Source organism: Ensifer sp. 4252, from assembly GCF_050434565.1.
Classification (GTDB): domain Bacteria; phylum Pseudomonadota; class Alphaproteobacteria; order Rhizobiales; family Rhizobiaceae; genus Ensifer.
Genome location: NZ_JBNDIU010000017.1, coordinates 19,590 through 42,712 on the forward strand (window position 1 = coordinate 19,590; position 23,123 = coordinate 42,712).

At 63.7% G+C, this 23,123-nt stretch carries 20 protein-coding genes, 1 pseudogene and 1 riboswitch; of the genes and pseudogenes, 14 read left to right on the plus strand and 7 right to left on the minus strand.

All coding sequences use genetic code 11. The features are described 5' to 3' along the window. Positions 1-101: 101 nt before the first annotated feature. The 4 genes from ABIE33_RS25280 to ABIE33_RS25295 form a co-directional block, all read right to left on the minus strand. A complete protein-coding gene (locus ABIE33_RS25280; protein WP_429130556.1) occupies positions 102-1,781 on the minus strand; it encodes an aspartate:alanine exchanger family transporter in 1,680 nt (559 codons plus the stop codon). 188 nt (positions 1,782-1,969) lie between these two features. Next, the gene (locus ABIE33_RS25285) at positions 1,970-3,622 is read right to left on the minus strand and encodes a bifunctional aspartate transaminase/aspartate 4-decarboxylase (RefSeq protein ID WP_429130557.1); all 1,653 of its coding nucleotides are present in this window, start codon (positions 3,620-3,622) and stop codon (positions 1,970-1,972) included. A 55-nt stretch (positions 3,623-3,677) separates the two neighbouring features. Next, positions 3,678-5,381: an aspartate-alanine antiporter gene (gene aspT, locus ABIE33_RS25290; protein ID WP_429130558.1), complete on the minus strand. Its 1,704-nt coding sequence runs from the start codon at positions 5,379-5,381 to the stop codon at positions 3,678-3,680. A gap of 373 nt (positions 5,382-5,754) precedes the next feature. Further along, the gene (locus ABIE33_RS25295; protein ID WP_429130559.1) at positions 5,755-6,048 is read right to left on the minus strand and encodes a DUF1330 domain-containing protein; all 294 of its coding nucleotides are present in this window, start codon (positions 6,046-6,048) and stop codon (positions 5,755-5,757) included. Positions 6,049-6,280: 232 nt separating this feature from the next. Then, positions 6,281-6,496: riboswitch (cobalamin riboswitch) on the plus strand. 108 nt (positions 6,497-6,604) lie between these two features. On the opposite strand from ABIE33_RS25295, the gene ABIE33_RS25300 reads away from it, so the two are divergent. The 11 genes and pseudogenes from ABIE33_RS25300 to ABIE33_RS25350 all read left to right on the plus strand — a co-directional run. Then, positions 6,605-7,018 (plus strand): DUF1636 family protein, encoded by a 414-nt coding sequence (locus ABIE33_RS25300; RefSeq protein ID WP_429130560.1) that lies wholly within the window; start codon positions 6,605-6,607, stop codon positions 7,016-7,018. A gap of 22 nt (positions 7,019-7,040) precedes the next feature. Then, the gene (locus ABIE33_RS25305; protein ID WP_429130561.1) at positions 7,041-7,850 is read left to right on the plus strand and encodes an ABC transporter ATP-binding protein; all 810 of its coding nucleotides are present in this window, start codon (positions 7,041-7,043) and stop codon (positions 7,848-7,850) included. Beyond that, positions 7,847-8,800, plus strand: a complete 954-nt coding sequence (locus ABIE33_RS25310; protein WP_429130562.1) for an ABC transporter substrate-binding protein — start codon at positions 7,847-7,849, stop codon at positions 8,798-8,800. Before ABIE33_RS25305 ends, ABIE33_RS25310 begins: the two co-directional genes overlap by 4 nt. Before the next feature lie 99 nt (positions 8,801-8,899). Further along, entirely contained in the window at positions 8,900-9,904 is a 1,005-nt protein-coding gene (locus tag ABIE33_RS25315) for a FecCD family ABC transporter permease (RefSeq protein WP_429130563.1), read from the plus strand. 71 nt (positions 9,905-9,975) lie between these two features. Next, positions 9,976-10,536, plus strand: a complete 561-nt coding sequence (locus ABIE33_RS25320; protein ID WP_429130564.1) for a DUF924 family protein — start codon at positions 9,976-9,978, stop codon at positions 10,534-10,536. Between the two features lie 138 nt (positions 10,537-10,674). Continuing rightward, complete coding sequence (locus ABIE33_RS25325; RefSeq protein ID WP_429130565.1) at positions 10,675-13,437, plus strand: mechanosensitive ion channel domain-containing protein; 2,763 nt, start codon at positions 10,675-10,677, stop codon at positions 13,435-13,437. A 168-nt stretch (positions 13,438-13,605) separates the two neighbouring features. Then, entirely contained in the window at positions 13,606-13,869 is a 264-nt protein-coding gene (locus ABIE33_RS25330; RefSeq protein ID WP_429130566.1) for a hypothetical protein, read from the plus strand. 399 nt (positions 13,870-14,268) lie between these two features. After that, complete coding sequence (locus ABIE33_RS25335; RefSeq protein WP_429130567.1) at positions 14,269-15,888, plus strand: caspase family protein; 1,620 nt, start codon at positions 14,269-14,271, stop codon at positions 15,886-15,888. Between the two features lie 274 nt (positions 15,889-16,162). Next, positions 16,163-16,855 (plus strand): peroxiredoxin-like family protein, encoded by a 693-nt coding sequence (locus tag ABIE33_RS25340; protein WP_429130568.1) that lies wholly within the window; start codon positions 16,163-16,165, stop codon positions 16,853-16,855. A 394-nt stretch (positions 16,856-17,249) separates the two neighbouring features. Continuing rightward, positions 17,250-18,011, plus strand: coding sequence for an MBL fold metallo-hydrolase (locus ABIE33_RS25345; protein WP_429130569.1), 762 nt, complete (start codon positions 17,250-17,252; stop codon positions 18,009-18,011). Positions 18,012-18,075: 64 nt separating this feature from the next. Beyond that, positions 18,076-18,246 (plus strand): annotated as a pseudogene (locus ABIE33_RS25350) (DUF1214 domain-containing protein); the annotation flags it as partial. Between the two features lie 60 nt (positions 18,247-18,306). Here the strand turns inward: ABIE33_RS25350 and ABIE33_RS25355 are convergent. Both ABIE33_RS25355 and ABIE33_RS25360 read right to left on the minus strand, forming a co-directional pair. Then, the gene (locus tag ABIE33_RS25355) at positions 18,307-18,432 is read right to left on the minus strand and encodes a DUF899 family protein (RefSeq protein ID WP_429130570.1); all 126 of its coding nucleotides are present in this window, start codon (positions 18,430-18,432) and stop codon (positions 18,307-18,309) included. Between the two features lie 48 nt (positions 18,433-18,480). Then, entirely contained in the window at positions 18,481-18,756 is a 276-nt protein-coding gene (locus ABIE33_RS25360; protein ID WP_429130571.1) for a hypothetical protein, read from the minus strand. Between the two features lie 106 nt (positions 18,757-18,862). On the opposite strand from ABIE33_RS25360, the gene ABIE33_RS25365 reads away from it, so the two are divergent. The 3 genes from ABIE33_RS25365 (at position 18,863) to ABIE33_RS25375 (ending at position 21,429) form a co-directional block, all read left to right on the plus strand. Further along, the gene (locus tag ABIE33_RS25365; protein ID WP_429130572.1) at positions 18,863-20,083 is read left to right on the plus strand and encodes a helix-turn-helix domain-containing protein; all 1,221 of its coding nucleotides are present in this window, start codon (positions 18,863-18,865) and stop codon (positions 20,081-20,083) included. Positions 20,084-20,199: 116 nt separating this feature from the next. Then, on the plus strand, positions 20,200-20,874 hold the full coding sequence (locus tag ABIE33_RS25370) for a glutamine cyclotransferase (RefSeq protein ID WP_429130573.1): 675 nt from the start codon (positions 20,200-20,202) through the stop codon (positions 20,872-20,874). Positions 20,875-21,222: 348 nt separating this feature from the next. Beyond that, positions 21,223-21,429, plus strand: a complete 207-nt coding sequence (locus ABIE33_RS25375) for a hypothetical protein (RefSeq protein WP_429130574.1) — start codon at positions 21,223-21,225, stop codon at positions 21,427-21,429. A gap of 33 nt (positions 21,430-21,462) precedes the next feature. Here ABIE33_RS25375 and ABIE33_RS25380 read toward each other — a convergent pair whose 3' ends face one another. Continuing rightward, positions 21,463-22,872 carry an adenylate/guanylate cyclase domain-containing protein gene (locus ABIE33_RS25380; RefSeq protein WP_429130575.1) on the minus strand — a complete coding sequence of 470 codons (1,410 nt, stop codon included), beginning with the start codon at positions 22,870-22,872 and terminating at the stop codon, positions 21,463-21,465. Positions 22,873-23,123 lie beyond the last annotated feature (251 nt).

Below are 23,123 nucleotides of genomic sequence, written 5' to 3' on the forward strand. Positions count from 1 at the left end.
CAAGAATTCAGTTGAACGGATAAAAGCATTGCTTGCGGCCGCGTCCCAATAGAAGGCGCAGCGAAAGACCAAATGTTGCGGAAGGCCGTGCAGGTCGCCGGTTATCCGAGAACCGTGACGAGCACCGCGCCCCAGAGCGCGAGCAGCACATTGCCGATCGCATAGCCGAGGCCATAGCCCAGGGTCGGGACCTGGCTGCCGGCGGCCTCCTGTACGGCGGCCAGCGCCGGCGCCGAGGTTCCGGCGCCGCAGCAGGTGCCGGCGAGCACGCCTTCGTTCATGCGGAAGACCCAGCGGCCGAGCGCGAGTGCCGAGATATGTGAGATCACGCAGATCAGCGCGCTCGCGATGACGAGCGCCGGGCCGGACTGAACGAGACCTGCCACGAAGCTCGGGCCGGCCGAAATGCCGACGCAGGCGATGAAGGCGCAAAGCCCGACGCTGTCGAAGAACCAGAGCGTGGCCTCCGGCACGAAACCGAAGGTGCGCCTGACCGAGCGCAACCAGCCGGCGACGAGGCCCGCGATCAGCACACCGACCGCGACGCCGAGACCGATCTCCAGTGCGCCGAGTTTCAGGGCTGGAATGCCGATCAGGCCGCCGAGGAAGATGAAGACGCCGACAAAGACCATGTCGGTTGCGGTCGTCTCGCGGTCGGCATAACCAAGAAGTGCTGCCGCATCCTCGACATGGCGCCTCGCGCCGGCGATCGACATCACGTCGCCGCGACGCACGGTCAGCCCGGGAAAGATCGGGATCGGCTGGCCGGCGCGAAGGATCCCGCGCAGGAAGACGGAACGCGCTTCCGGCCGCTGGTTGAGCTGCCACAGGCGTTTTCCCGCGATGTCCTTGTTCGTCACGACGACGTCGAGGATCTCGACCGGGATATCGAGCAGGTCGCGATCGTCGATCTCGGTGCCGATCCGGTCGGCATATTCGACCAGAAACCCGCGAAGCCCGGCAACGGCAATGACGTCTCCCGCGTCGAGGCGCTCCTTGGGGGTCGGGGTGATGATCTCGCTGCCCCGGCGGATCTGTTCGATATAGGCCTTTTGCCGCTCGGGAACCCGCGCTTCCGCCTCCTGGACGGTGAGGCCTACCAGCGTGTCGGCGATCACGAACGCGCGTGCCTCGATCTCGCGGCGTGCGCTGTTGCTGGCGTCGTGCGGGGTGATGTTGAGTTCGGCTTCAAGCTCGGCGCAGGCGTCCTTCAGGCTGCGGCCGAACATTCTTGGCGCCAACTGCGACTGCACGAGGATGGCACTGACGACGCCGACGAGATAGGCGACGGCAAACCCGGTCGCCACCGCGGATTCGAACTGGCTGGCAGCCTCTGGCGTCGGTGCGGTCTTGCGGAACGTGTCGATGGCCACGCCGACGGTCGCCGATTCCGTCGCCCCGCCCGCAAGCACGCCGGCTGCCGTACCAAGATCGAAGGCAAAGAAGATGGAGAGAACAATCGCCACGCCAAGCGCGACGACGCAGAGCGTCACGGTGACGGCGATCTGCGGCAGGGCATCGGCGTTGAGGCTCTGGAAGAACTGTGGGCCGGTACGGTAGCCGATGGCGAAAAGGAAGAGCAGGAAGAACGCCTGCTTCACGTCGTTCGAGAGCACGGCGCCGGTCTGGCCGATCAATACGCCGGCAAGCAGGCAGCCCGTGACTGCCCCGACCGTCACGCCTGCGATGGTGATCTTGCCGATCGCGTAGCCGATACCCAGCGCCAGGAACAATGCAAGTTCCGGATGAGCCCGCAGAATGCTGAACATCTGTTCGACCACGTAACGATCCCTTCAAATAGCGCGCTGAACATATGTTCGCCATCAGCGGCACGACGGCGTCTGTTGCTCCGCCGAAAAGATTTTCGGATGTGCTGGAACTGCGGGAATGCTGCCGGAGAATCCGGACTGTTGCCAAGGGGCAGGCTGTCATCGCCGGCCGCCGATGGGCGGCCGGCCCAAGTGACCCATCAGCTGATCGGGATACCCTTTGCAGCCCGGTAGGCCAGCACGTAACCGCGCGCCACGGAGCGAACGGCACTGCCGATCTGCGTATACGCGTCATCGTTGAGGTTGGCGAAGGAGACGCGCGCCGACCAGTTCGGCGCATCGAAGCCGGAGCCATTCAACAGCACGATGCCGTAGTCCTCTGCAAGCCGGAAGGGGATGTCGAGCGGGTGGATGTTCTCCTTGACCCAGTCGACGACGTCCTGGCCGACATATTTGCGCAGCCAGAACTCGAAATCGATGATCCCGTAGTAGTGGTCGAAGTAGATGCCAGGGTTCGATTCGATGCCCATGCCTTCGACAAGATTTCTGAACCGCTTTTCGCAGATCGCCATGCAGGCCTTCTGGTAGACCTTGTCGACATCCTGCAGTTCGACCAGGCTGAACAACGACATCATGACCTGCTGGGGCAGCGAGAGCCCGGCAGTGTGGTTCAAGGCGACGTCGCGGCTGTCGGCGACGATGCGGTCGATGAATTTGACGGCACGCGGCGTCGGGGTCATCGCCTTGTAGCGTTTTTCCAGGGTCTTCTGGAGCGGTTCGGGGTGCGCCTTGATCATCTCGTCGAAGATGTTGTCCTTGGCGACGGCGATCACGCCAAGCCGCCAGCCGGTGCAGCCGAAATACTTCGAGTAGGAGTAGACGCCGATCGTGTTGCGCGGAAGATGGCCGAGCAAGGACTGGAAGCCGGGTACGAAGGTGCCGTAAACGTCGTCCGTCAGGATCATCAGATCCGGCCGCTTCGTATTGACGAAGCTGACCAGACGCCCGATCGTGTCGGGGTCGAGCGCGACCGCGGACGGGTTGCCCGGGTTGACCAGGAACAGCGCCTTCACCTTCGGGTTCTCAAGCGCCTTGATGTCTTCCTCGGTGAACTGGAAGCGGTCTTCCTGTTCCGCGCTGACATGGATGGTCTTGAGGTTGTAGTCTTCCAGCTCCGGCATTTCGAGATAGGGCGTGAAAATCGGCGTGCCCAGCGCGATCGTGTCGCCGGCGTTCAGGATGCGTGCATTCTTGAGGGCCTTGAAGATGTAACACATGGCGGCCGTGCCGCCCTCGACCGGGTAGAGATCGAACTTTGCGTCGGGCCGGAAGCCGGTGCACATCGCCCACATCAGATATTCATGGGTGATGATTTCGTTGTGGTACAGCGCACGGTCCGGAACCGGGTAGTTGTCGCCGATAATGGAATCCGTCAGTTCGTGCACGAAGGCGTCCGGGTCGAAACTGAAGGTCCGAATGGCGTATTCGACCGCGTCGGAAAGCGTCTGTGCCGGAAGGGCGCCGTCGTCCTCCTCGTCCCAATCGGCCGCCGCTTGCAGCTGTTTTTTCGTCCACTTCTGGAACCGCGCATAGGCACCGTCGCGTCCCGGCATGCCCGCTACGCCTGCTGCCGGATCGAAATAGGTGCGCTTGGCCTCGGTCACGGCGAACTGGCCAAGCAGGAAGAACGCTTCGCGAGCCCTGGTGGCCGTCCAGTTGGGATTGCCCCGGCCCGCATTGAGGAATGCCTTGGCGGATTTTTCGGCATTCACCTTGGCGAGCTTGATCAGCTCGTCCTTGATCTCGAACGGGCTGAGATCGGAGATGCTGTCGTAGAATTTTCTGTCCAACATGAACCACACTCCCAATTAACGAAGGTCTCTGTTTCTCGGTGCGATGCTCTTAAGCTTACGGCCCGCCGGATGGTGCCAGCATGATGACGATGACGAGGCCGAAAATAGTCAGCAGAGTATTCCCGATCGCATAGGGCATGCCGTAGCCAAGTGCTGGAACCTTGCTCTTGGCCGCCTCCTGGATCATGCCCAGTGCCGCCGTTGTCGTGCGCACCCCGGCGCAGGCGCCAAACAGGATCGCGGGGTGAAAACGGAAGACGTAGTGGCCGATCAAGACGGAAGCGATCATCGGCACTGATGTCGACACGATGCCCCACAGGAGCAGGGAAACGCCGACTTCGCGCAGTCCCGCGACAAAGCCGGGGCCGGCGCCGATGCCGACGACGGCAATGAAGATGTTGAGGCCAAGTGTGTTCAACAGCCACAGCGCCGGAGAAGGAATTCTGCCGAAGGCGGGGTAGGTGGTGCGAAGCCATCCAAGGACAAGCCCGGCGAGAAGCGCGCCGCCGGAGGTCGACAGGCCGATCGGTATGCCGCCGATCGTGATCGTCAGGGCGCCGATCATCGCGCCGATGAAGAGCCCCCAGCCGAGGAAGGCGATGTCGGTGGTTTCGACCGGGCGATCGGCAAAGCCGAGCGCCTTGATCGCCGCTTCGACATGTCTCCTGGCGCCGCCGAGGGTGACGATATCGCCGCGCTCGACGGTCGTGCCGGGCAGGACCGGGATCTCGACCAGCGAGCGCATGATCTTGCGGGCATAGACGCCGCGGGCCCAATCTTCGGTGCTGACGTCGGCGAGCGTCCTGCCGGCGAGCGCTTTGCTGGTCACGTAGACGTCGACGACCTCGGCTTCGGCGTTCAGCAGTTCCTTGTCCTCGACCTCAACGAGCTTGGAGTCCAGGTGCTCGACGAGCAAAGCGCGTCTGCCGGAGAAGGCGACAATGTCGCCCGGCTGCAGCACGGTGTTACCATCCGCTTCGATGATCTGGCCACCACGCCGCAACCGTTCGACGAAGACGCGGATGCCAGGAAGCAGGTTCTTGACCGGCGTTCCGGTGAGCCCGCTCGCCTCTTCGACGCGATAGGCCCTGAGGCCGAAGTCGTGGTAGGCGTGTGTGATCCCGGGTTCGCTGCTCTCGGCGCCGCCGCCGAGCTTCGCCTCGTACTCCTTGCAGGCGGCCGGGAGATCGATGCCGAGTAGCTTGGGCCCGAGCTGTGCCAGGATGATCGCCGAGCCGATGGTGCCCCAGATATAGGTCACCGCATAGCCAATCGGGATCTGATCGGTGTAGGTCTTGGCCTGTTCGGCGCTCAAGCCCATCGCGTTGATCTGGTCGCTGGCAACGCCGATGGCCGCCGAAATCGTCTGGGAGCCGGCGTACATGCCTGCGCCATAGCCGAGCGGCAGCCCGGCGATGAGGGCGCACAGATAAGGCACGATCAGGCACAGCACCAATACCGACAGGGCAAAGAGGATCTGCTTGGGCCCATCCGTGCTCAGGCCGCGAACGAACTGCGGGCCGACGCCGTAGCCGACGGCAAACAGGAACAGAAGGAACAAGGTCGACTTCAGGTCGCCCGAAACCTGGATCCCCAGCTGTCCGATGACGACACCCGCCAGAAGCGTGGCGGTGACGTTTCCAAGGTTGAACCCGGCGATCTTGATAGGACCGATCAGGAAACCGATGCCGAGCGCAAGAAAGACGGCGACGGCAGGATAGGTGCGGAGTGTCTCAACGAAAAAATCTATTGGATTCACTGTCATCCCCTTCAGAAAGCTGGTTTGCCATTACTCGCATTCGGGACTTACGCGGACAGGCTGGATACTACGTCGCATGAGAAATTGTGTCGTCGGCGCCCGAAATATGGGCGATGCCGGCGTAAGTCGCTGTGCATCTGCTGAATGGCGCGATCACTTCCTTCGAAAGCACATCACCGATTGTGCCTCTCTTCAAGTACGTAACAGTAACGGATGGCGTTACCGGCTGGCGCCTCGGTGCTTTGGAAGGGCTTTCCCCCGGCGTGCCGAGACAGGGGAAACCAATCGCCCCCAGTTCGATACAAGGACCTTTCCGGCGCCTCCGGTGCCGTGGCGATTGATCATTCGGGCGGTGGCGGCTGGCGGGACCGCGCTATGCGGAAACGCCTTCCAGCGTCATGATCCGCGTCCTCGCGCAGCGTTCGCGGATCGCCTTGAGGCGTTGATACTCCGGCGAGTTGTACCACTCGAGCAAGGAGTGCATTTCCGGGAACTCGACAATGACGAGCCGATGCGGCTCCCAGTCGCCTTCGAGCACCCGGGTCGCGCCACCGCGGCCCAAATATCGGCCGCCATAACGCGCTTCCGTTGCCGGCACCTCCCGTATGTATTCTTCAAAAGCCGCGGCATCCGTGACCTCGACATCCGCAATCAGATAGGCAGCCATGGCAGATCTCCTTTCCACACCGGCACCATCGAAGAATACGCCCGTTGGCAGTTCCGGGCGAGTTCGCCAGCCAACTCGGCCGACAAAGGGAGGCCTTTGCCTCCCCTTCGTTTCGGGCCATTTTTTTGTTGAATGATGTAATGTTATTTCGTAACGATTGCGCATGATGAAAAGCCGCATGTTGATATGCCTCGGCCGACCTGTCCCGGCGGTTGTCACCTCCGCCGAAGTGTGCGACGAAGGCGGTGATGGTGCTGCAACCGCGACAATGCGGAAGCGGCTGAAAAGGGAACACGGAGCGGACGACCCTGATGGGGCCGAAACCGTGGCTGCCCCCGCAACTGTGAGCGGAAAGCGCATTCACACCATGTCACTGGCGTTCAGCCGGGAAGACGTGGATGCGCCGCGACCCGCGAGCCAGGAGACCTGCCATCGAACCGATCAACCACAACGGACGGGGTGTTCCGATGGAAAAGAACTGGTTTTTGCGCGACGGCCATCCGTCATCATGCCGCTTTGCCACATTCTCTCCGGACCAATCCGGCGGAGAAGAGATATGGCCAACCCGGTTTCCCGGCAGCACAAGATAACGGTCTGCACCGATTGCCGTTTCACCGGCGGCCCCTGCCGTCCGGGCGCGGATCTCATCCAGCGGTTGAACCGCAGCATTGCCGCACTCGGCGAGCCGCTCGACCGGGATTTCTCCATTGCCGGAACGGTCTGTATGGCGGCCTGCACGAGGCCCTGCACCATCGCTTTCCAGGCAACGGGGAAGGCGACCTACCTGTTCGGCGACATCTCGCCCGAGGAGGATATCGATGATCTTGTTTCTTTCGCCACGGCCTATGCCAAGCGAAACGACGGCATGACGCGGGCGGCCGAGCGGCCGCGCGGGCTCAACGGCAAGACGCTGGCGCGCATACCGGCAGCGCTGTTGGTCTCCGAAGACATCGGCGGGCTTTTCCAATGATGGCGCGGGGAGGGATAAGCCAATGAGCTGCACCGCGACAGGCGCCGGCCTTCGGGTCCGCGCCCTGGATTGGGGTCCGCGCCCGGATCTGCGGCTGGTCCGCGAGGTCGACTTTGCCATTACGCCCGGCAGCCGGCTTGCCATTCTCGGTCCGAACGGCGCCGGCAAGACATCGCTGCTGCGCTGCCTCTATCGCTCGGCCCAGCCGACGGCAGGCACGATCGAGGTCGATGGGGTCGACATCTGGGCGATGACGGCGCGCGAGGCGGCCAAGATCATTGCCGTCGTGCTGCAGGAAATGCCGAGCGATTTTCCCTTCAGCGTGCGCGACGTGGTGATGATGGGCCGCATACCCCGGCGGGAAGGCGTGAGCGGCTGGACGGCGAGGGATCGCGAGACGGTGGCGCATGCGCTCGAGCATCTCGATCTCACTCACCTTGCCGGACGGCAATTCTCCACACTTTCGGGTGGCGAGAAGCAGCGGGTGCTGATTGCCCGGGCGCTGGCCCAGCAGCCGCGCATCATCATCCTGGACGAGCCGACCAACCATCTCGACATCCGCCATCAGCTCGAAATTCTCGAGCTGCTGCAGACGCTGCAGCTGACGATCGTCACCACGCTGCACGACATCAACCTGGCCGCGGAATTCGCGACCGACGTGGCGATCCTGACGGAGGGTCGCATGACGGCCTTTGGTTCGCCCGAAGACGTGCTCAACCCGCAAGCGCTTTCCGCCGCCTTCGGCGTCACCGCCACAGCCCATAGCAACGCCGTTGCCAGCGGCGCGCGCTTTTCCTTTTCACTCGCTCGACAGGGATCGATGCCATCATGAAGACCCTATTTGCCAGTTCCGCCCTTCTGCTTCTCACGCTTGGCGCCGCGCCGGCGCTTGCCTATCCCGTGACGGTCAAGAGCTGCAACCGCGAGGTGACCTTCGAGGCGGCGCCCAAGCGGGCCGTTTCCAACGACGTCAACCTCACCGAAATGATGCTGGCCCTTAAGCTGCAGGACCGCATGGTCGGCTATACCGGCGTTTCCGGCTGGAAGACGCTGGACGAAAAGCTGCGCGAGGGCGTCAAGGCGCTGCCGGAGCTTTCGGAAAAGTATCCGACCAAGGAAGTGCTGCTCAATGCCGACGCCGACTTCTACTTCGCCGGCTGGAACTACGGCATGAAGGTCGGCGGCGAGGTGACGCCGGAAACGCTCGAGCCCTTCAAGATCAACGTCTACGAGCTGACCGAATCCTGCATCCACGTCATGGCCAAGGGCAAGCCTGTCATGGACGACATGTTCGCCGATCTCCTCAATCTCGGCCGCATCTTCGGCGTCGAGGACCGGGCGCAGGCGCTCGTCGACGGCTATCGCCGCGATCTCGACAAGATCACCACAGGCATCGGCGGCATCGAGCGCCCGACCCGTGTCTTCGTCTATGATTCCGGCGAGGAGAAGCCGTTCACATCAGGCCGGTTCGGCATTCCGACGGCGATGATTGAGGCGGCCGGCGGCGTCAACGTCATGGACGGTGTGGAGAAGAGCTGGACCGAGATTTCCTGGGAGCCGGTGATCGACAAGAACCCCGAGGTGGTGGTGATCGTCAACTATGGCGAGGTGACCGCCGAGCAGAAGATCGCCTTCATGAAGAGCAACCCGGCCTTCAAGAACATCGACGCCGTCAAGAACGACCGCTTCGTGGTGCTCGACTATGTCGAGGCGACGCCGGGTCCGCGCAACATCGATGCCATCGCGCGGCTTGCCAAGGCCTTTCACGGGCAGGCGATGTAACTGAGGCGTCAGCGGGGGCGTGCCTTGCCGCATGCTCCCGGGGCATGCCTTTTCGCATGTCCCCGCCCTTCCACTCCAATATCTGACCAGGGACGGACTGTGAAAACCACGACCGCCTTTCTCACGGCGCTGCTGTTGTTGTGCCTGACGATCACTGCCGCCGTGTCATTGGGCTCGGCGCCGATCCCGGTCTCGACCGTCTGGTCGATCATCGTCTCGAAGCTGTCGCCTGGCAGCGTCGACGTTGCCTGGTCGGCCGGCCGCGAAAGCATCGTCTGGGATGTGCGCCTGCCGCGCGTGGTGCTTGCCGGGCTGGTCGGGGCCGGGCTGGCGCTGACCGGCGCCGTGCTGCAGGCGGTGACGCGCAATCCGCTTGCCGATCCGCATCTTCTCGGCGTGTCCTCCGGCGGCGCGCTCGGCGCAATCATCGCGCTGCTGCACACCGGCCTCATCCTCGGCCTTGCCACCGTGCCGCTGTTTGCCTTTGCCGGCGCGCTGGTCGCGACCGCGCTCGTGGCGCTCGTCACACGCGTGCTCGGCAGCAATGCCGACAGGCTGGTGCTATCAGGCGTCGCCGTCGCCTTCACATTAACGTCGATCGGCAACCTGATGATTTTCCTTGGGGATCCAAGGGCGGTGCACACGGTGATCTTCTGGATGCTCGGCGGTCTCGGGCTGGCGCAATGGCCGCATCTTATTTATCCCACGGTGGTGCTGACGGCCTGCCTCGGCTATCTCGTGCTGAGGGCGCGCGAGATCAATGCGCTTGCCATGGGCGACGAGACGGCAACGACGCTCGGCATTCCCGTTCGCCGGTTTCGGCTCGTGCTCTTCGTCGTCACCGCACTCCTGACCGGCGTCATGGTCGCCTTTTCCGGCGCGATCGGCTTCGTCGGCCTGATGGTGCCGCATTTCGTGCGGCTGTTTGCCGGCAGCGACAATGTCCGGGTCATCCCGCTTTCGGCCTTCGTCGGCGCGCTGGTGCTGATCTGGGCGGACCTCTTTGCCCGCGTCGTCATGGCGCCCGAGGACATGCCGATCGGCGTCATCACCGGGCTTGTCGGCGGCATCGCCTTTATTGCCATTCTGAAGCGGCGCGCGTAAGGCATGGACACGGTGCGATTGCCGCCTATCTCTAGGGCCAATCTCGACCTACTGCGCGACATGAGGAGCGAATGACCCATCAAGCTGAGGCCTGCACCCCGGATGAAGTGCTGAAATTCTGGTTCGAGGAACTGTCGCTCGACCATTGGTTCAAGCCGTCGCGCGAGCTGGACGAACATTGCTTCCAGCGCTTCCAGACATCGCACCTCGCCCTTGCCAGAGAGATCGGCGACGTTTGGCGGGCGACGCCGGAAGGCCGGCTGGCGGCGATCGTGCTTCTCGATCAGCTGCCGCGCAACATGTACCGGGCGACGCCGCTTGCCTTTGCGACCGACGGCCTGGCGCTCAGGGAAGCCAAGCTCGCGGTCGGCGCCGGCGCCGACATGGCGGTTCGGCCGGAGTGGCGGGCGTTCTTCTACATGCCGTTCGAGCATTCGGAGAACCTGACGGATCAGACCATGGCGGTGAAGCTTTTCACCGAGCTCGGCGATCCCATGTATATCGATTATGCGATCCGGCACCGTGAAGTGATCGAGACCTATGGCCGCTTCCCGCACCGCAACGCCTTTGTCGGGCGGACGTCGACGGCGGCCGAACTGGCCTATCTGGCGCAGCCGGGCGCGGGATTCTGACGGTTTTGCCGGATGTGACGGCATGTTTTACCGTGTCTTTGCATCTTTCCGCCGTCTTTCGTATTCAAACCGCATTGTAATGACTGCCCGGCGCGATTCCGCATCCGGGCGAGATCTGGGCTTCCGAGGGTTTTGAAATTGCATTTCGTGGTAAAGTTGCTCGCTGTTTCTGTCTGCCTGCTGTCGCTGGCCGGTGCCGGCACCGTCGTGGCGCAGAACGCCCAACCGGCGCAGACGACGACGCAACCCGCCCAGACGCCCGCTCAAGCCCCGGCACAGACCAGCAATCAGCCTGCTCAGGGCGGCGCCCAGCCCGCCCAGAACGCGCAGCCGGCCGCCGACGGCAAGGCGCAGCCGGCAGCGAACGCGCAGCAGCCCGCAGCGGGTGCCGCACAACCAGCGCAAAACGCCGCGACGCCGGCGCAGCCGACCGACGCGGCCCTTGCTGCCGCTGCCGGCCAGAGCCAGGCGGCGGAGCAGCTGGCTCACGCCGGCAAGGAACTGGCGCGGCTGAAGGACCTCGTTGCCAAGGCCAGTGATGATGACATCGCGCTTGCCGAGCTCAAGGTACAGGTCGATGCCGTCGCCAAGCAGATTATCTCGACCTCGATCTCCACGCGTCCGCGGCTCGATGAGATCAAGGCACGGCTGACCGAACTCGGCGATCCACCGGGCGAGGGACAGCCGCCCGAGGCCGACATCGTTACCGCCGAGCGCAAACGGCTGCTTGCCGAACGCGGCGAAATCAATGCGCTGACCGGGGAGGCCGAGAGCCTTTCGGTTCAGGCGACGAAACTGTCGAACGGCATCACGGCGACGCGACGCGCGCTGTTTTCCAACACGCTGTTGAAGAACACCGATGTATCGGTCGAAATGTTCGACGAGGCGCTGTCGGCAACGGCCAATGAAACCAAGGTGCTGTCGCGCAGCACGACGAGCTGGCTGACCTTCGTCTGGAAGTACAAGCGGATTCCCATGCTGACCGCGATCTTCCTGTCGATCTGTGCCGCACTCGTCTTCCTCGTCGGCAGCAACAAGCTGTTTTCACCCTATATCCACCACGACAAGTCTGACGAGGAGCCGAGCTATTTCCGGCGTCTGTCGGTTGCCTTCTGGTCGACATTCATTCCGACCATTTCGACAGCCGCCTTTGCCCTATCGAGCTTCTTCTTCCTGCACAGTTTCAACGTGCTGCGTTCCGATATCACGCCGATCATCGCGATTGCGCTTGCGGTCACCGTGGTCGGATTCTTCGTGACCACGCTCGCCAATGCGGTGCTGTCGCCGTCGGACTCGCGCTGGCGCCTCGTGCGCGTGTCGGATCGCGGGGCCAAGGTGCTTTTGGTCACAATCTTCGCCATGGCGTTGGTCAACGGCCTTGACTACATGTTCGGCGGCATCAGCGAAGCGCTCGGCTCGCCGGTCGTGCTGACGGTGGTGAAGAGCTTCATCGCCTCCGTCATCATCGGTCTGATCATCATTGCTTCGGCCTGGATCAAGCCGACGCTCAGGCACGACGAGCCTTTCGATGCGCCAGGTCGCCCGTGGCCGCGTCTGGTCTCCATCGTTCTGATCCTGACTGGCGCGTCGCTCATCATCGCCGCCGCTACCGGCTATGTCGGCCTGTCCCGCTTCATCGCCACGCAGATCATCATTACCGGCGCCATATTGGTGATGATGTATATCGGCTTCCTCACCGGCAAGGCGGTCTCCCGCCAGGGCGCGTTCGCCGAAACGGCGGCGGGGCGCTATCTCGAACGCCGTTACAAGCTGGAGCAGGTCGGGCTCGACCAGGTGGGCCTGGCGGCAGGGCTCAGCATCTACGCGCTGGTGACCCTGTTCTTCATTCCGCTGATCCTGCTGCAGTGGGGCTTTCAGGTCGCCGACATCGAGTCGTGGACCTATCGCGCCATCACCGAGATCAAGATCGGCACCATCACCATCTCGCTCATGGGCATCATGGCGGGCATCCTGTTTTTCGCGCTCGGCTACGTCGTCACCCGCTGGGTGCAGCGCTGGATCGACGGCAACATCATGGCCCGCAGTCGGGTGGACGCGGGCGTCAGAAACTCGATCCGTACCGGCATCGGCTATATCGGCGTCGGGCTTGCCTGTCTGATCGGCCTTTCGGCTGCTGGTATCGACCTTTCCAATCTCGCGCTCGTCGCCGGTGCTCTCTCGCTCGGTGTCGGTTTCGGTCTGCAGAACATCGTTTCGAACTTCGTCTCCGGCCTTATCCTTCTGGTCGAGCGCCCGTTCAAGGTCGGCGACTGGATCGTCAGCGGCACGACGGAAGGCTTCGTCAAGCGCATCTCGGTGCGCGCCACCGAGATCGAGACTTTCCAGCACCAGTCGATCATGATGCCGAACTCGCTGCTGATCAACGCGTCGGTCGGCAACTGGACGCACCGCAACAAGCTCGGCCGTTCGGAAATCGCCGTCACCGTCACTTACGCCAGCGACCCACGGCGGATCATGGATCTGCTGGCCGAGATCGCCGGCGCCCATCCGATGGTGCTGAAGAACCCGTCGCCAACCGTCGGCTTTACCGCTTTTGGCGACGAGCGCATGACCTTCGAGCTCCGGATCTATGTGGCCGACGTCCTGACCGGCGGCGGCGTGCGCAACGATCTGCGCGTCGCCATCTACGAGCGCTTCCGCGACGAGGGCATCGGCGCGCCGTTCCCGCTGAAGATCGAGGACGTGCCGATCGAGAACCAGACCGGCATCGAGAGCCACGAGCCGGAGACGGTCGGCGAGCCCAAGGGCGCAACTTCGGCCGAGACGCGGGCCGCTGCCTCCAAGAAGGAAGCCGCTTCCGCGGCGCCGCTCGACGAAGAAATTGAAGCTGAGGGCGGCAAGCGCCGCGCTTCCAGCCGCCGCTCAAACCCCAACCGCTGATAAACGGAGCGTTCAGCCGCTATTCAGCCTGCCCGCGATAAAAAGCATGCAATTCTTCTTTTGACGGTCTAGGCTGTCACGGGCTGAAGAGGTGGCCGGAGCCACCGTCGCTTGTCCGACGGGGCGGCCGGCTGTGCAAAAGGGCGGCGCCGCGGGCGTCGATGGGCGATGAAGACATTTGTGATTGCTTTGCTTTCCGGCGTGCTGGTGGCAGGGGCGGTTTCGGCCGCGACTGTCACGAACAAGGATGGCGAGACTGCTGTTCTGGTTGTCGTCGAGGGCGAAAGCCGCATGGAAGTGGCGATCAGCGCCGGCGCGACGGAGATGATCTGCCCCAGCGGCTGCTTCGTCACCACGCCGAGCGGCGACCGCATCGGCCTGCAGGGCGACGAGAATGTCGAGATCGTCAACGGCTCGGCGATCGTCAAGTAAGCGCAGCTCTTCAAACGGAATTCGAAACGGCGTCGGGACCACCCGGCGCCGTTTTCTGTTTCGTGCGGGCGACGGCAGGGAAGCGGGCGGGTTTCCTGAGAAGCGCGCTCGTGCCGGCGCCTGCTGCCATTGCTCTGAAAATTGACGTCCATGGCGCCGTAAGCAGAAGGGGTTAGAGCGCGCTAATCCCATTTGGCAATTGAATGAAATGCGGCCATGGCCCGTTAATCCAGGGACGAGCCCTACAAGTGCATTCGTGCAGAACGGGTATCGGAAGGGCGGCCTGGCTGTATTGACAGGGCCGGCAATGGACCGCACCCTTCAGATGATCGGCCGATGCGCGGCGGCGGGGCAGGCGACTTTCAAGGGGTATGCATGGGCATGCCCGGGGGGTATGGCATGCATTGCCTTCGCGTGGTCATGACGCTCTTCCTGGTGCTGATATGTTCGCAGGCGCTTGCCGAAAGGCGAGTGGCGCTGGTCATCGGCAACTCGGCCTACCAACACGTGCCGAAGCTGCCCAACCCCGACAACGATGCCGGCGACATGGCGGCCAAGCTTGAAGCGCTCGGCTTCGAGGTCGTCGTCGGCCGCGACCTCGATCTTGCCGGCGTCCGCAACACGATCCGCGATTTCGTCGGCAAGCTCGACGGCGCCGATCTGGCGCTGTTCTACTATGCCGGCCACGGGCTGCAGGTGAACGGCGAGAACTATATCGCCCCTATCGACGCCAAGCTTCTTTCCTATATCGACCTCGAATTCGAGGCGGTGCCGATGAACCTGATCCTTACGGCGATGGAGCGCTCAACGCGGGTCAATCTGGTGTTCCTCGATGCCTGCCGCGACAATCCGCTGGCGGTCAATCTGGCCCGTTCGATGGGCACACGCTCCAGCTCGATCGGCCGGGGGCTGGCGAAGGTCGGCACCGGCATCGGCTCGCTGATCGCCTTTGCCACCCAGCCCGGCAACGTCGCGCTCGATGGCGCCGGGCGTAACTCGCCTTTCACGGCGGCACTGCTGCGTCACCTCGGCAAGCCGGGGCGCGACATCACCCGCGAGCTGATCGACGTGCGCCGTGACGTGCTGGAGGAGACGGATGGCAAGCAGGTGCCCTGGGACAACTCCTCGCTGACGGGCGAGGTGGTGCTGAAGCCCTCCACGACACCGGAACCCGCCGCGTCGGTCGCCAGTGGCAAGGGCGACAATGCCGCCGAGCTTGCCTATTGGGACACGATCAAGGGATCCTCGGACCGCGACCTGTTCGACGCCTATCTGCAGCAATATCCCGACGGTGCGTTCGTTTCGCTGGCCAAAGCGAAAATCAGGATCATCGAGCGTGCGGCAGCCGATGAGGCGGCCGCCCAGCTGGAAGCCGAGGCTACGAAACCGCAAACGCCGCCTGCCGGGGGGCTTCCGGCCGAAACGGGGCAGGTGGCCGCACTGACGCTGCCGCCGGCCACCGAAAACCCGACGCTTGAAACTGGTGAGCCGGACCGCGAACTGGTGCGCTCGATCCAGAAGGAGCTGAACCGTGTCGGCTGCCGCGCCGGTAGCGAAGACGGGCTCTGGGGTTTGGGCAGTCGCCGCGCGCTGGAGCAGTTCGCCAGGCTAAGCAAGGTCGAGCTTGCGGCGCTCGAACCATCTGATGGCGTGCTGGAGCGCTTGCGCACGCAAAAAGCGCGGATCTGCCCGCTTGCCTGCGCCCAAAACCAGCAGTTGAAGAGCGGCCGTTGCGTTGACATCAAGCGCGAGGCGAAACTTCCCGCGTCGTCGAAGACCCGCAGCACGGAAGAGACGCCGGCGAAGAACGCGCCACAGAATGCCATCAGCCCACCGGCGGACATCAGGAAGAAAACCTTTGGCAATTGCCCAGCCAGCGCCCAGCTTGCAGCCCGGCAGACGTTGGAGCGCGGCACGGGGCGCGGACGCACGGTGAGATCGGCAACGCATTCTTGCGGCCGCACCTTCGTTTGCCACCGGGCCGCCCGCGGGCAGCCCTGGGATTGCAACTGGCGGTGAGAACACCGCGCAAACCGTGATGGTCACGAGACGACCTGATCGGCGAGTGACATTACAGCGCCGCGCGCCAGGTATGGCGTGCTAAGGACGCTGTAACGTTATAAATTTGCTGCATAATTCCTTAAATCGACTCCGATTTAAGGAATTATGCAGCAGAGCGTTTCCGGTACAGACCAATGGTGGAAACGCTCTATCGCTTTGTTTGTGCGCAGTTCCGGACGCAAAACCGTTCCGCAGTTTTGCTGGAATTGCTCTGGAAGGAGGACGGTTGTCCATGGCGAATGAGCTTCCTGCACTGCGCCCGGGGGACGCCGCTCCAGCGTTTTCGCTACCCGCTGCCAATGCCGAAGACGCAGTCTCGCTTGCGGACCTGCGCGGCCGGCCTTTCCTTATCGGGCTGTTTCGCGGTCTACACTGTCCATTCTGCCGGCGTCAGCTGCGGCAGTTTTCAGCACTCCAGCCCGCCTTGCTCGAGGCGGGTGTCGAGACGGTGGCGGTGATCAACACGCCTGTGGAGCGGGCGCGGCTCTATCTCCAGTTCCAGCCGACGCCAGTCACGGTTCTGTGCGATCCCGACTGCCGCACGCATCGGGATTTCGGCGTGCCGCGCGTCGTCTTCGCGGCAACAGACAGCGGAGAGAAGCCGCAATGGCCGTTCCATGCCAGCTTCGAGCAATTTGCTGCCGCGCGTATCAACCCGAACGGCGAAATGGCCGAGCCGATGCCGCCGATGGAGGCCAATACCGTGCTCAATGCCAAGGATGGATTCGAGCTCCAGGACGTCGATCGCTCGATTTTCGAAAACCACGGCACCCAGCTCGTCGGTCATTTCCTCGTCGATGGACTGGGCCGCATTGCCTGGGCGAAGCTGGAGGCGCGCGGCGGGCCGGAGGAGCTCGGGACTTTTCCGACCGCTGAACGGATCATCGCCGCCGCAAGGGATATCGCGATTTCTTCCGCCAAGTAGGTGCGGCGACGATGGGTATGCCGTGGTGAAATCACCGGCTTGCTGCATGCGCGTTGCGCCGATGACCAAAGCTTGTTCTCGCGCCGCGCTGTGGCCGGCCTGTTCCCGGCTGATGTAGACGAGACAGATCGAAGCTGCGATGAACAGCGGCAGCGGCACGCTGGGATAAAGGCTGAAGCGGTGCAGATAGACCTTGCCCCACGTTCGCACCCTGTAGAGACCAAAGCCCTGCAGGCCAAAGAAAAGCGGTTGCGGCTCCGCTCGGCGCTACAGGTATTGCTGCGCGCATCCTGAGGGGGTGCGGCAAAGCCGCATTTCGGGGCTTGATTTTACCGCGGCAATCGCAACGATCCGGCTACCGACAAACGGCCGCTTACCACCAAGGATGCACCCCATGAAACTGCAGCTGATCCGCAACGCCACCCTGAAGCTCGACTATGCCGGACGCACGGTGCTGATCGATCCCTATCTGGCGCCGAAACACAGCCTGCCATCCTTCGCCAATCGGTCGGAAAACCCGATGGTCGAGCTACCGGTCACGATCGAGGCGATCCTCGATGGCGTGGAGCTGGTGATCGTTTCGCACCTGCATTCCGATCATTTCGACGATGTGGCCAAGGAACGGCTGCCGAAGCATCTGCCGATCTTCTGTCAGCCGGGCGACGAAGGGGAAATCCGCGCCGCGGGCTTTACCGCCGTGACCCCGCTTGCCGACCGCGCCACCTGGCAGGGGCTGACGCTGACGCGGCGCGAGGGCAGCCACGGCCTTGGGCCGGTCGTCGAGCTGATGGGCTCGGTCATGGGCTTCACGCTTGGAGCCGAAGGCGAACCTTCGATCTATTGGGCCGGCGACACCGTGCTCTACCCGCCGGTGGCAAGCGTGATCGCCGAGACGAAGCCCGACATCGTCGTCACCCATTCCTGCGGCGCGCGCTGGGATGGCGACCTGATCGTCATGGACGCAGAGGAAACCGTTGCCGTCTGCGAAACATCCGGCGATGCCGTGGTCGTCGCCACGCACATGGAGGCGCTCGACCATGCAACGATCAGCCGGCAGGACCTGCGCGAGGCTGCCGAGGCACGCGGTATTTCCGCGATGAAGCTGAGGATCCCGGCCGATGGTGAGGTGTTGGTGCTGAATGGGTCTGCAACGTAAGGAGCGAAGGCGGGCAGCCCCTCGTGGGTCGTGCTGGTCTTGAGGATCAGCCTTGTGCAGCAAGGAGGGAGACAAGACCTACCGGCTGACGGTGCCGGCGAATGTCCCGGTTGAGCAATACTGGTCGCTGACTGCCTATGATCGTCCGACCCACGCGCTGATCCGCAACATGCCGCGGGCCAGTCGCTCCTCGCAGGTTGCAGAACTGCAGAAGAATGCCGACGGCTCCGTCGAAGAGATCGGCAAGCGACAGAGCGCCAGCCGGCCCTTCGGACCGGTAGGATTTTTCCACGCGCTACCAGGGCATTTTCATGCGGCGCCGCGCCAGCGCCTCCCGTTGCCGGGTGAATTCCTTTTCGGCAGCAAGCAGGTCGAGGCGCGCCTTCAGCCACGCCTCGGGTGAAACGATTTCGTTCTGCATGGGCGGTCTCCTCGTGTTGAGATGTTTGTGGCGTAGCAACGATCGGCTTCACGGCCGTTGGTCAGAGTTTTGCCGCCCAGCGATCAACCTCAGCCAGGGCGCGAAATGAATGGCGCTCATCAGCGCATACATCGCGACCATTCCCGTCAGCGGGGACGCGGACGACGTCGTGCACAGCATGTCTGGCTCGCCAGCACTCAGAATGCCGGTCAGCAGCGCCATCAACGCGAAGGTCGGGCTGGCGAAGAGCGAGAGCCGATCGGCCGCGCCAAGCGCTATCGCCCTTCGCCACCCCCCGAACGTTCCGGTTCTGTGTGTCGACATTTTCGGCTATCCATTCGTTGTCGGTCTTGCAGGTCGTTGCCGATCTGCGGGTACAGTTAGCGCCGGAAGCCGAGAGTGCGGGAGTTACAAGTTTGACGGGATTGCGATGGACTCGCTGATCACGGCTGCGGCGCGGGCGCTGGCGACGGGCGATCCGCTCGGCGCACTGAAACGCGTAGCACTTCGCGACGACGCGCCGGCGCTGGCACTGCGCGGGATCGCGATGGCGCAGCTCGGCGACTTCCCGCGCGCAAAGGCCCTGCTGAAAAGTGCGGCCCGCGCGTTCGGCCCGAGGGAGGCGGTGGCACGGGCGCGATGTGTCGTGGCCGAAGCCGAGATTGCGCTCGTTTCGCGCGACCTCGGCTGGCCCGAAAAGGCGCTTGAGACGGCGCGGGCGACGCTCGAGGCCCATGGCGACCGGGTCAACGCCGCCCATGCCCGCAATCTCCAGGTCCGTCGTCTGGTGCTGATCGGCCGCCTCGATGATGCCGAGCGAGCGCTTGCCGGTTTCGACCCGACGCCGCTGCCGCCCGCTGCGCGGGCCGCCAACGCTCTCATTGTCGCCGGCATCGCTATCAGGCGCCTGCAGACGAAGACGGCGCGCTCTCAGCTGGCACTGGCGCGCGGGGCGGCGCGCGAAGCCGGCATTCCGGCGTTGACCGCTGAAGTCGAAGGCGCTTTCCTCGCGCTTGCCAGGCCGGCAGGGCGCCTGATCGCCCGGGGCGGGGAGAGGGCGTTGTTGCTCGAAGAGGCCGAGGCGCTGCTGGCATCCGGCGCGCTGGTCGTCGATGCATGCCGGCATGCCGTGCGGATTGATGATAGGATCGTGCCGCTCTCAACGCGCCCGGTTCTCTTCGCTCTTGCCAGGGCGTTGGCCGAAGCCTGGCCGGGAGATGCTTCGAGGGGCGCGCTTCTCGCGCGCGCCTTCCGGGCGAAGCATGCCGATGAATCGCACCGGGCGCGACTGCGCGTCGAGATCGGGCGCCTTCGGGCAGAGCTGCGGGATGTGGCCGAAGTAAGCGCGACAGCGCGCGGTTTTGCACTGGTGCCGCGGCACGCTCGCGAGGTCGCGGTGCTGGCGCCGCCCGTCGAGGGGCAGCACGGCGCGGTGCTTGCCTTGCTCGCCGATGGCGAGGCGTGGGCGAGTTCGGCGCTGGCGATTGCGCTTGGGGCGAGCCCGCGCACGGTGCAGCGGGCGCTGGACACGCTTTGCGCCGCCGGCAAGGTGCAGCCGATCGGGCAAGGGCGGGCGCGCCGCTGGATGACGCCGCCGGTGCCGGGATTCCCGACAGTGTTGTTACTCCCCGGGCCGCTGCCGAGCGACTAAGGTAGGTCGCATGCGATTGGATTCATGCGACGTGCCTTGAGCCATTGTTGCTATGCATGTCGTTGTCCCTAAACCGCTGCACACGTTCGGGCGAGACATGCATCAGGATAAAAACGATGAAACGAACCACTGCCGAAATTCTTCGCGAATATGGTCCCTTTCCCGGTGCTGATCAGGTGCATGGCGTGACGTTTGACGGCCATCACGTCTGGTTTGCCACCGGCGACAAATTGAATGCGCTCGACCCCGAGAGCGGGCAGACGGTGCGCTCCATCGACGTCGCCGCCCATGCGGGCACGGCCTTCGACGGGCAGCACCTGTTCCAGATCGCCGAGGATTGCATCCAGAAGATCGATCCGAAGACCGGCCGCGTGCTTTCGACGATCCCGGCGCCGGGCCATGGCGGCGACTCCGGCCTTGCCTGGGCGGAAGGCACGCTCTGGGTGGGCCAGCATCGGGGCCGAAAAATCCATCAGATCGATCCCGAGACGGGCGCCATCCTGCGCACGATCGAATCCAATCGCGTCGTCACCGGCGTCACCTGGGTCGACGGCGACCTGTGGCACGGCACCTGGGAAGGCGACGACAGCGATGTCAGGCGGATCGATCCGCAAACGGGCGAGGTGCTGGAGCGGCTCGACATGCCGGCCGGCAGGGGCGTGTCGGGGCTCGAGGCCGATGGCGGCGACCGCTTTTTCTGCGGCGGTGGCGCAAGCGGCAAGGTCAGAGCCATCCGCCGGCCCAAACGAACCTCCCAACCCGGCCGCGGGACCGGCGCAAGTCGCTCATAGCTCCCGATCGGCGCAGATCGCGCGCAGCGTGGCGGTGTTCACCCCCGCCTTGCCATGTCATTGAATGCCACGCGCAAGGACGCCTTAAGGTGCCGATCCGCGCCGCATGGATTTCGTCTTAAATCGATCCCGGTGCAAGCAAATGGGTCGGCGTGCGACGATGCCTCCGGGTCTTCAGTGTCGTTGGGCGAACCGGCGTGCGACGCCGCGTCGGCGCCTCTGGTTACAGCGTGCAGGTGTCACTACGTACAATGCAGAGACGAAGGCGGTTGTCCGCAGTACGTCTGAGGTTTTGCGGTTTGCCCGGTGCGCCACATTTGAAACGCGGGCCCGCAGGAGAGGCAGGAATTGGGCAAGGCGTTGCAATCGGTCATGCGCGGCATCTGGATCGTTTCCGTCGTCAGCACGGCGACAGCCATCGGGATTGCCTATGGCTGGCAAACACATGGCTGGGTGGGAGCGGCCCTCTTCGGGCTCATTGGTTACGGCAGCGGTGCGTTGTTTGCGTACTCGCCCTCCCTGCTTTTCGATCTCGCGGAATTCTGGGCGTCGTGAGCCGTACGCCGAACGCCGTTGCCAGCACCACGTTCAAGGTATGGCGAAAATACTGATCTCGTTGGTGATGCCGCGCAGCGTGACGTTGTGGGTCATCGGGTTGAGGCCGCGCTCGCTGAGCAGGTCGGCGGCGGCCGGATGCTTGAGCACCGCGCTGGTGGCGAAGATTTCCTGGGCGGTGGCAAGGTGCTGCACGCGTGAGGCGATATTGACCGTCTGGCCAAAGTAATCCTGCCGCTCGTTGAGGCTGACGGCGATGCAGGGCCCTTCGTGGATGCCGATCTTCAACAGAAGGTCCTCGCTGCTACGCTCGTGGTTGAGCTCGCGCATTGCGTCGCGCATCCGCATGGCTGCGGCGATGGCGCGGTCCGGTGTCGGGAAGGTTGCCATGACGGCGTCGCCGATCGTCTTGACCACGGCGCCGGCCTCGGCGGCCACGATCTCGTTGAGCACTGTGAAATGGGCTTTTACCAGGTCGAAGGCGGCGAGGTCGCCGACGCGCTCGTAGAGTTCGGTGGAGCCGCGCAGATCGGTGAACAGGAATGTCAGGCTGGTGATCTTCAGGCGCTGGTCGACGTCGATCGTGTCGGTGCGATAGATGTCGCGGAATGTCTGGTTGGAGAGCAGCCGCTTGGCTGTCAGGAAGGGGCGCCGGCGCCCGAGCAGCGCATGCAACGCTTCGCCGGCGACGCAGACGCTCGGCAGAGTGCGCACCTCCGCATGGTTTTCCACCTGGATGCGCAGCGGCCCCGGCTGCAGGTTGATGGTCTCGCTGTGCCGGTGCGTGCGGTCGAACACCAGGGACAGGTTTCGCCTTTCCTTGGTCGGTTCGCCCGATACGTCGAGGAACTGCGCCGCATGGGTCACCGGCTCGAAGATGATGACGAACTCGGCCGGAAGCTGCAGCGCAATGACGGCCTTGTCGCCGGGCGGCAGTTCGAGCGTCTCGATAAGGAACTCCTCGACCTTTTCCTCGAAATCATCGTCCGGCAGGTCGACACCGGACCCCCAGTAGATCTGGCGGAAATATTCGGCGGCCGGCAGTTCGTGCGGATTGTGGGCCTCGATATGGCGCACACGCGGGCTGACGGTAAAGGTCACCTCGATCATCTCGTCCAAGGTCGGCTCATAGCCGGCGGCGCAAAGCGCGCAGGTATAGGCCTCGCTCTGTACCGTTTTCAGCGATGTGTTGGCGTCGAGCACCCCGCCGCAGCCGGGGCAGAGCACATTCCAGGAGAGCTCGAACAGGCCGAGCCGCGAGGCGTGCAGAAAACCGGCGATGGTCGCTTCTTCGTCCAGCCCGTGTTCGGCGGCAAAGGCGAGCGCATTGATGCGGCCGAGCTTGCGGTCCGGCGCGTCGCGCACGTGCCGCTCGATGGCATCGGCGAAGGCGGGTGCTGCCGACTGGCGCAACACGTCGAAGAGGGCCTGAGTTTCGCTCATGGTGGTATCTTATACTGAAATATGCGCGCGGTCAGCGCCTTGTCTTGACCGGCTGTGAAGCTGAACCGGCTCTTCGACCACGCGATGGGAGCCGGCGCCGCGTCGACGCTTTTGCCAAGGTCAACACTGCTCCAGTGCCGTCTCGTGGGCCCCTTTGCGCTTGGCCTGAAGCATCTTATTCTAAGAGGGTGGTAGGCTGCGGGAGCGTTGAATGTCGGCACGGCCGTTCTCGAAGATTTTTGCGCCGCTCG

Excerpts from the sequence above, each read along its gene's own strand:
- ABIE33_RS25285 (WP_429130557.1), bottom strand. The coding sequence starts at position 3,622 with ATGTTGGACAGAAAATTCTACGACAGCATCTCCGATCTCAGCCCGTTC.
- ABIE33_RS25295 (WP_429130559.1), bottom strand. The coding sequence starts at position 6,048 with ATGGCTGCCTATCTGATTGCGGATGTCGAGGTCACGGATGCCGCGGCT.
- ABIE33_RS25300 (WP_429130560.1), top strand. The coding sequence starts at position 6,605 with ATGGCCAACCCGGTTTCCCGGCAGCACAAGATAACGGTCTGCACCGAT.
- ABIE33_RS25305 (WP_429130561.1), top strand. The coding sequence starts at position 7,041 with ATGAGCTGCACCGCGACAGGCGCCGGCCTTCGGGTCCGCGCCCTGGAT.
- ABIE33_RS25310 (WP_429130562.1), top strand. The coding sequence starts at position 7,847 with ATGAAGACCCTATTTGCCAGTTCCGCCCTTCTGCTTCTCACGCTTGGC.
- ABIE33_RS25320 (WP_429130564.1), top strand. The coding sequence starts at position 9,976 with ATGACCCATCAAGCTGAGGCCTGCACCCCGGATGAAGTGCTGAAATTC.
- ABIE33_RS25330 (WP_429130566.1), top strand. The coding sequence starts at position 13,606 with ATGAAGACATTTGTGATTGCTTTGCTTTCCGGCGTGCTGGTGGCAGGG.
- ABIE33_RS25335 (WP_429130567.1), top strand. The coding sequence starts at position 14,269 with ATGCATTGCCTTCGCGTGGTCATGACGCTCTTCCTGGTGCTGATATGT.
- ABIE33_RS25340 (WP_429130568.1), top strand. The coding sequence starts at position 16,163 with ATGGCGAATGAGCTTCCTGCACTGCGCCCGGGGGACGCCGCTCCAGCG.
- ABIE33_RS25345 (WP_429130569.1), top strand. The coding sequence starts at position 17,250 with ATGAAACTGCAGCTGATCCGCAACGCCACCCTGAAGCTCGACTATGCC.
- ABIE33_RS25355 (WP_429130570.1), bottom strand. The coding sequence starts at position 18,432 with ATGCAGAACGAAATCGTTTCACCCGAGGCGTGGCTGAAGGCGCGCCTC.
- ABIE33_RS25360 (WP_429130571.1), bottom strand. The coding sequence starts at position 18,756 with ATGTCGACACACAGAACCGGAACGTTCGGGGGGTGGCGAAGGGCGATA.
- ABIE33_RS25365 (WP_429130572.1), top strand. The coding sequence starts at position 18,863 with ATGGACTCGCTGATCACGGCTGCGGCGCGGGCGCTGGCGACGGGCGAT.
- ABIE33_RS25370 (WP_429130573.1), top strand. The coding sequence starts at position 20,200 with ATGAAACGAACCACTGCCGAAATTCTTCGCGAATATGGTCCCTTTCCC.
- ABIE33_RS25380 (WP_429130575.1), bottom strand. The coding sequence starts at position 22,872 with ATGAGCGAAACTCAGGCCCTCTTCGACGTGTTGCGCCAGTCGGCAGCA.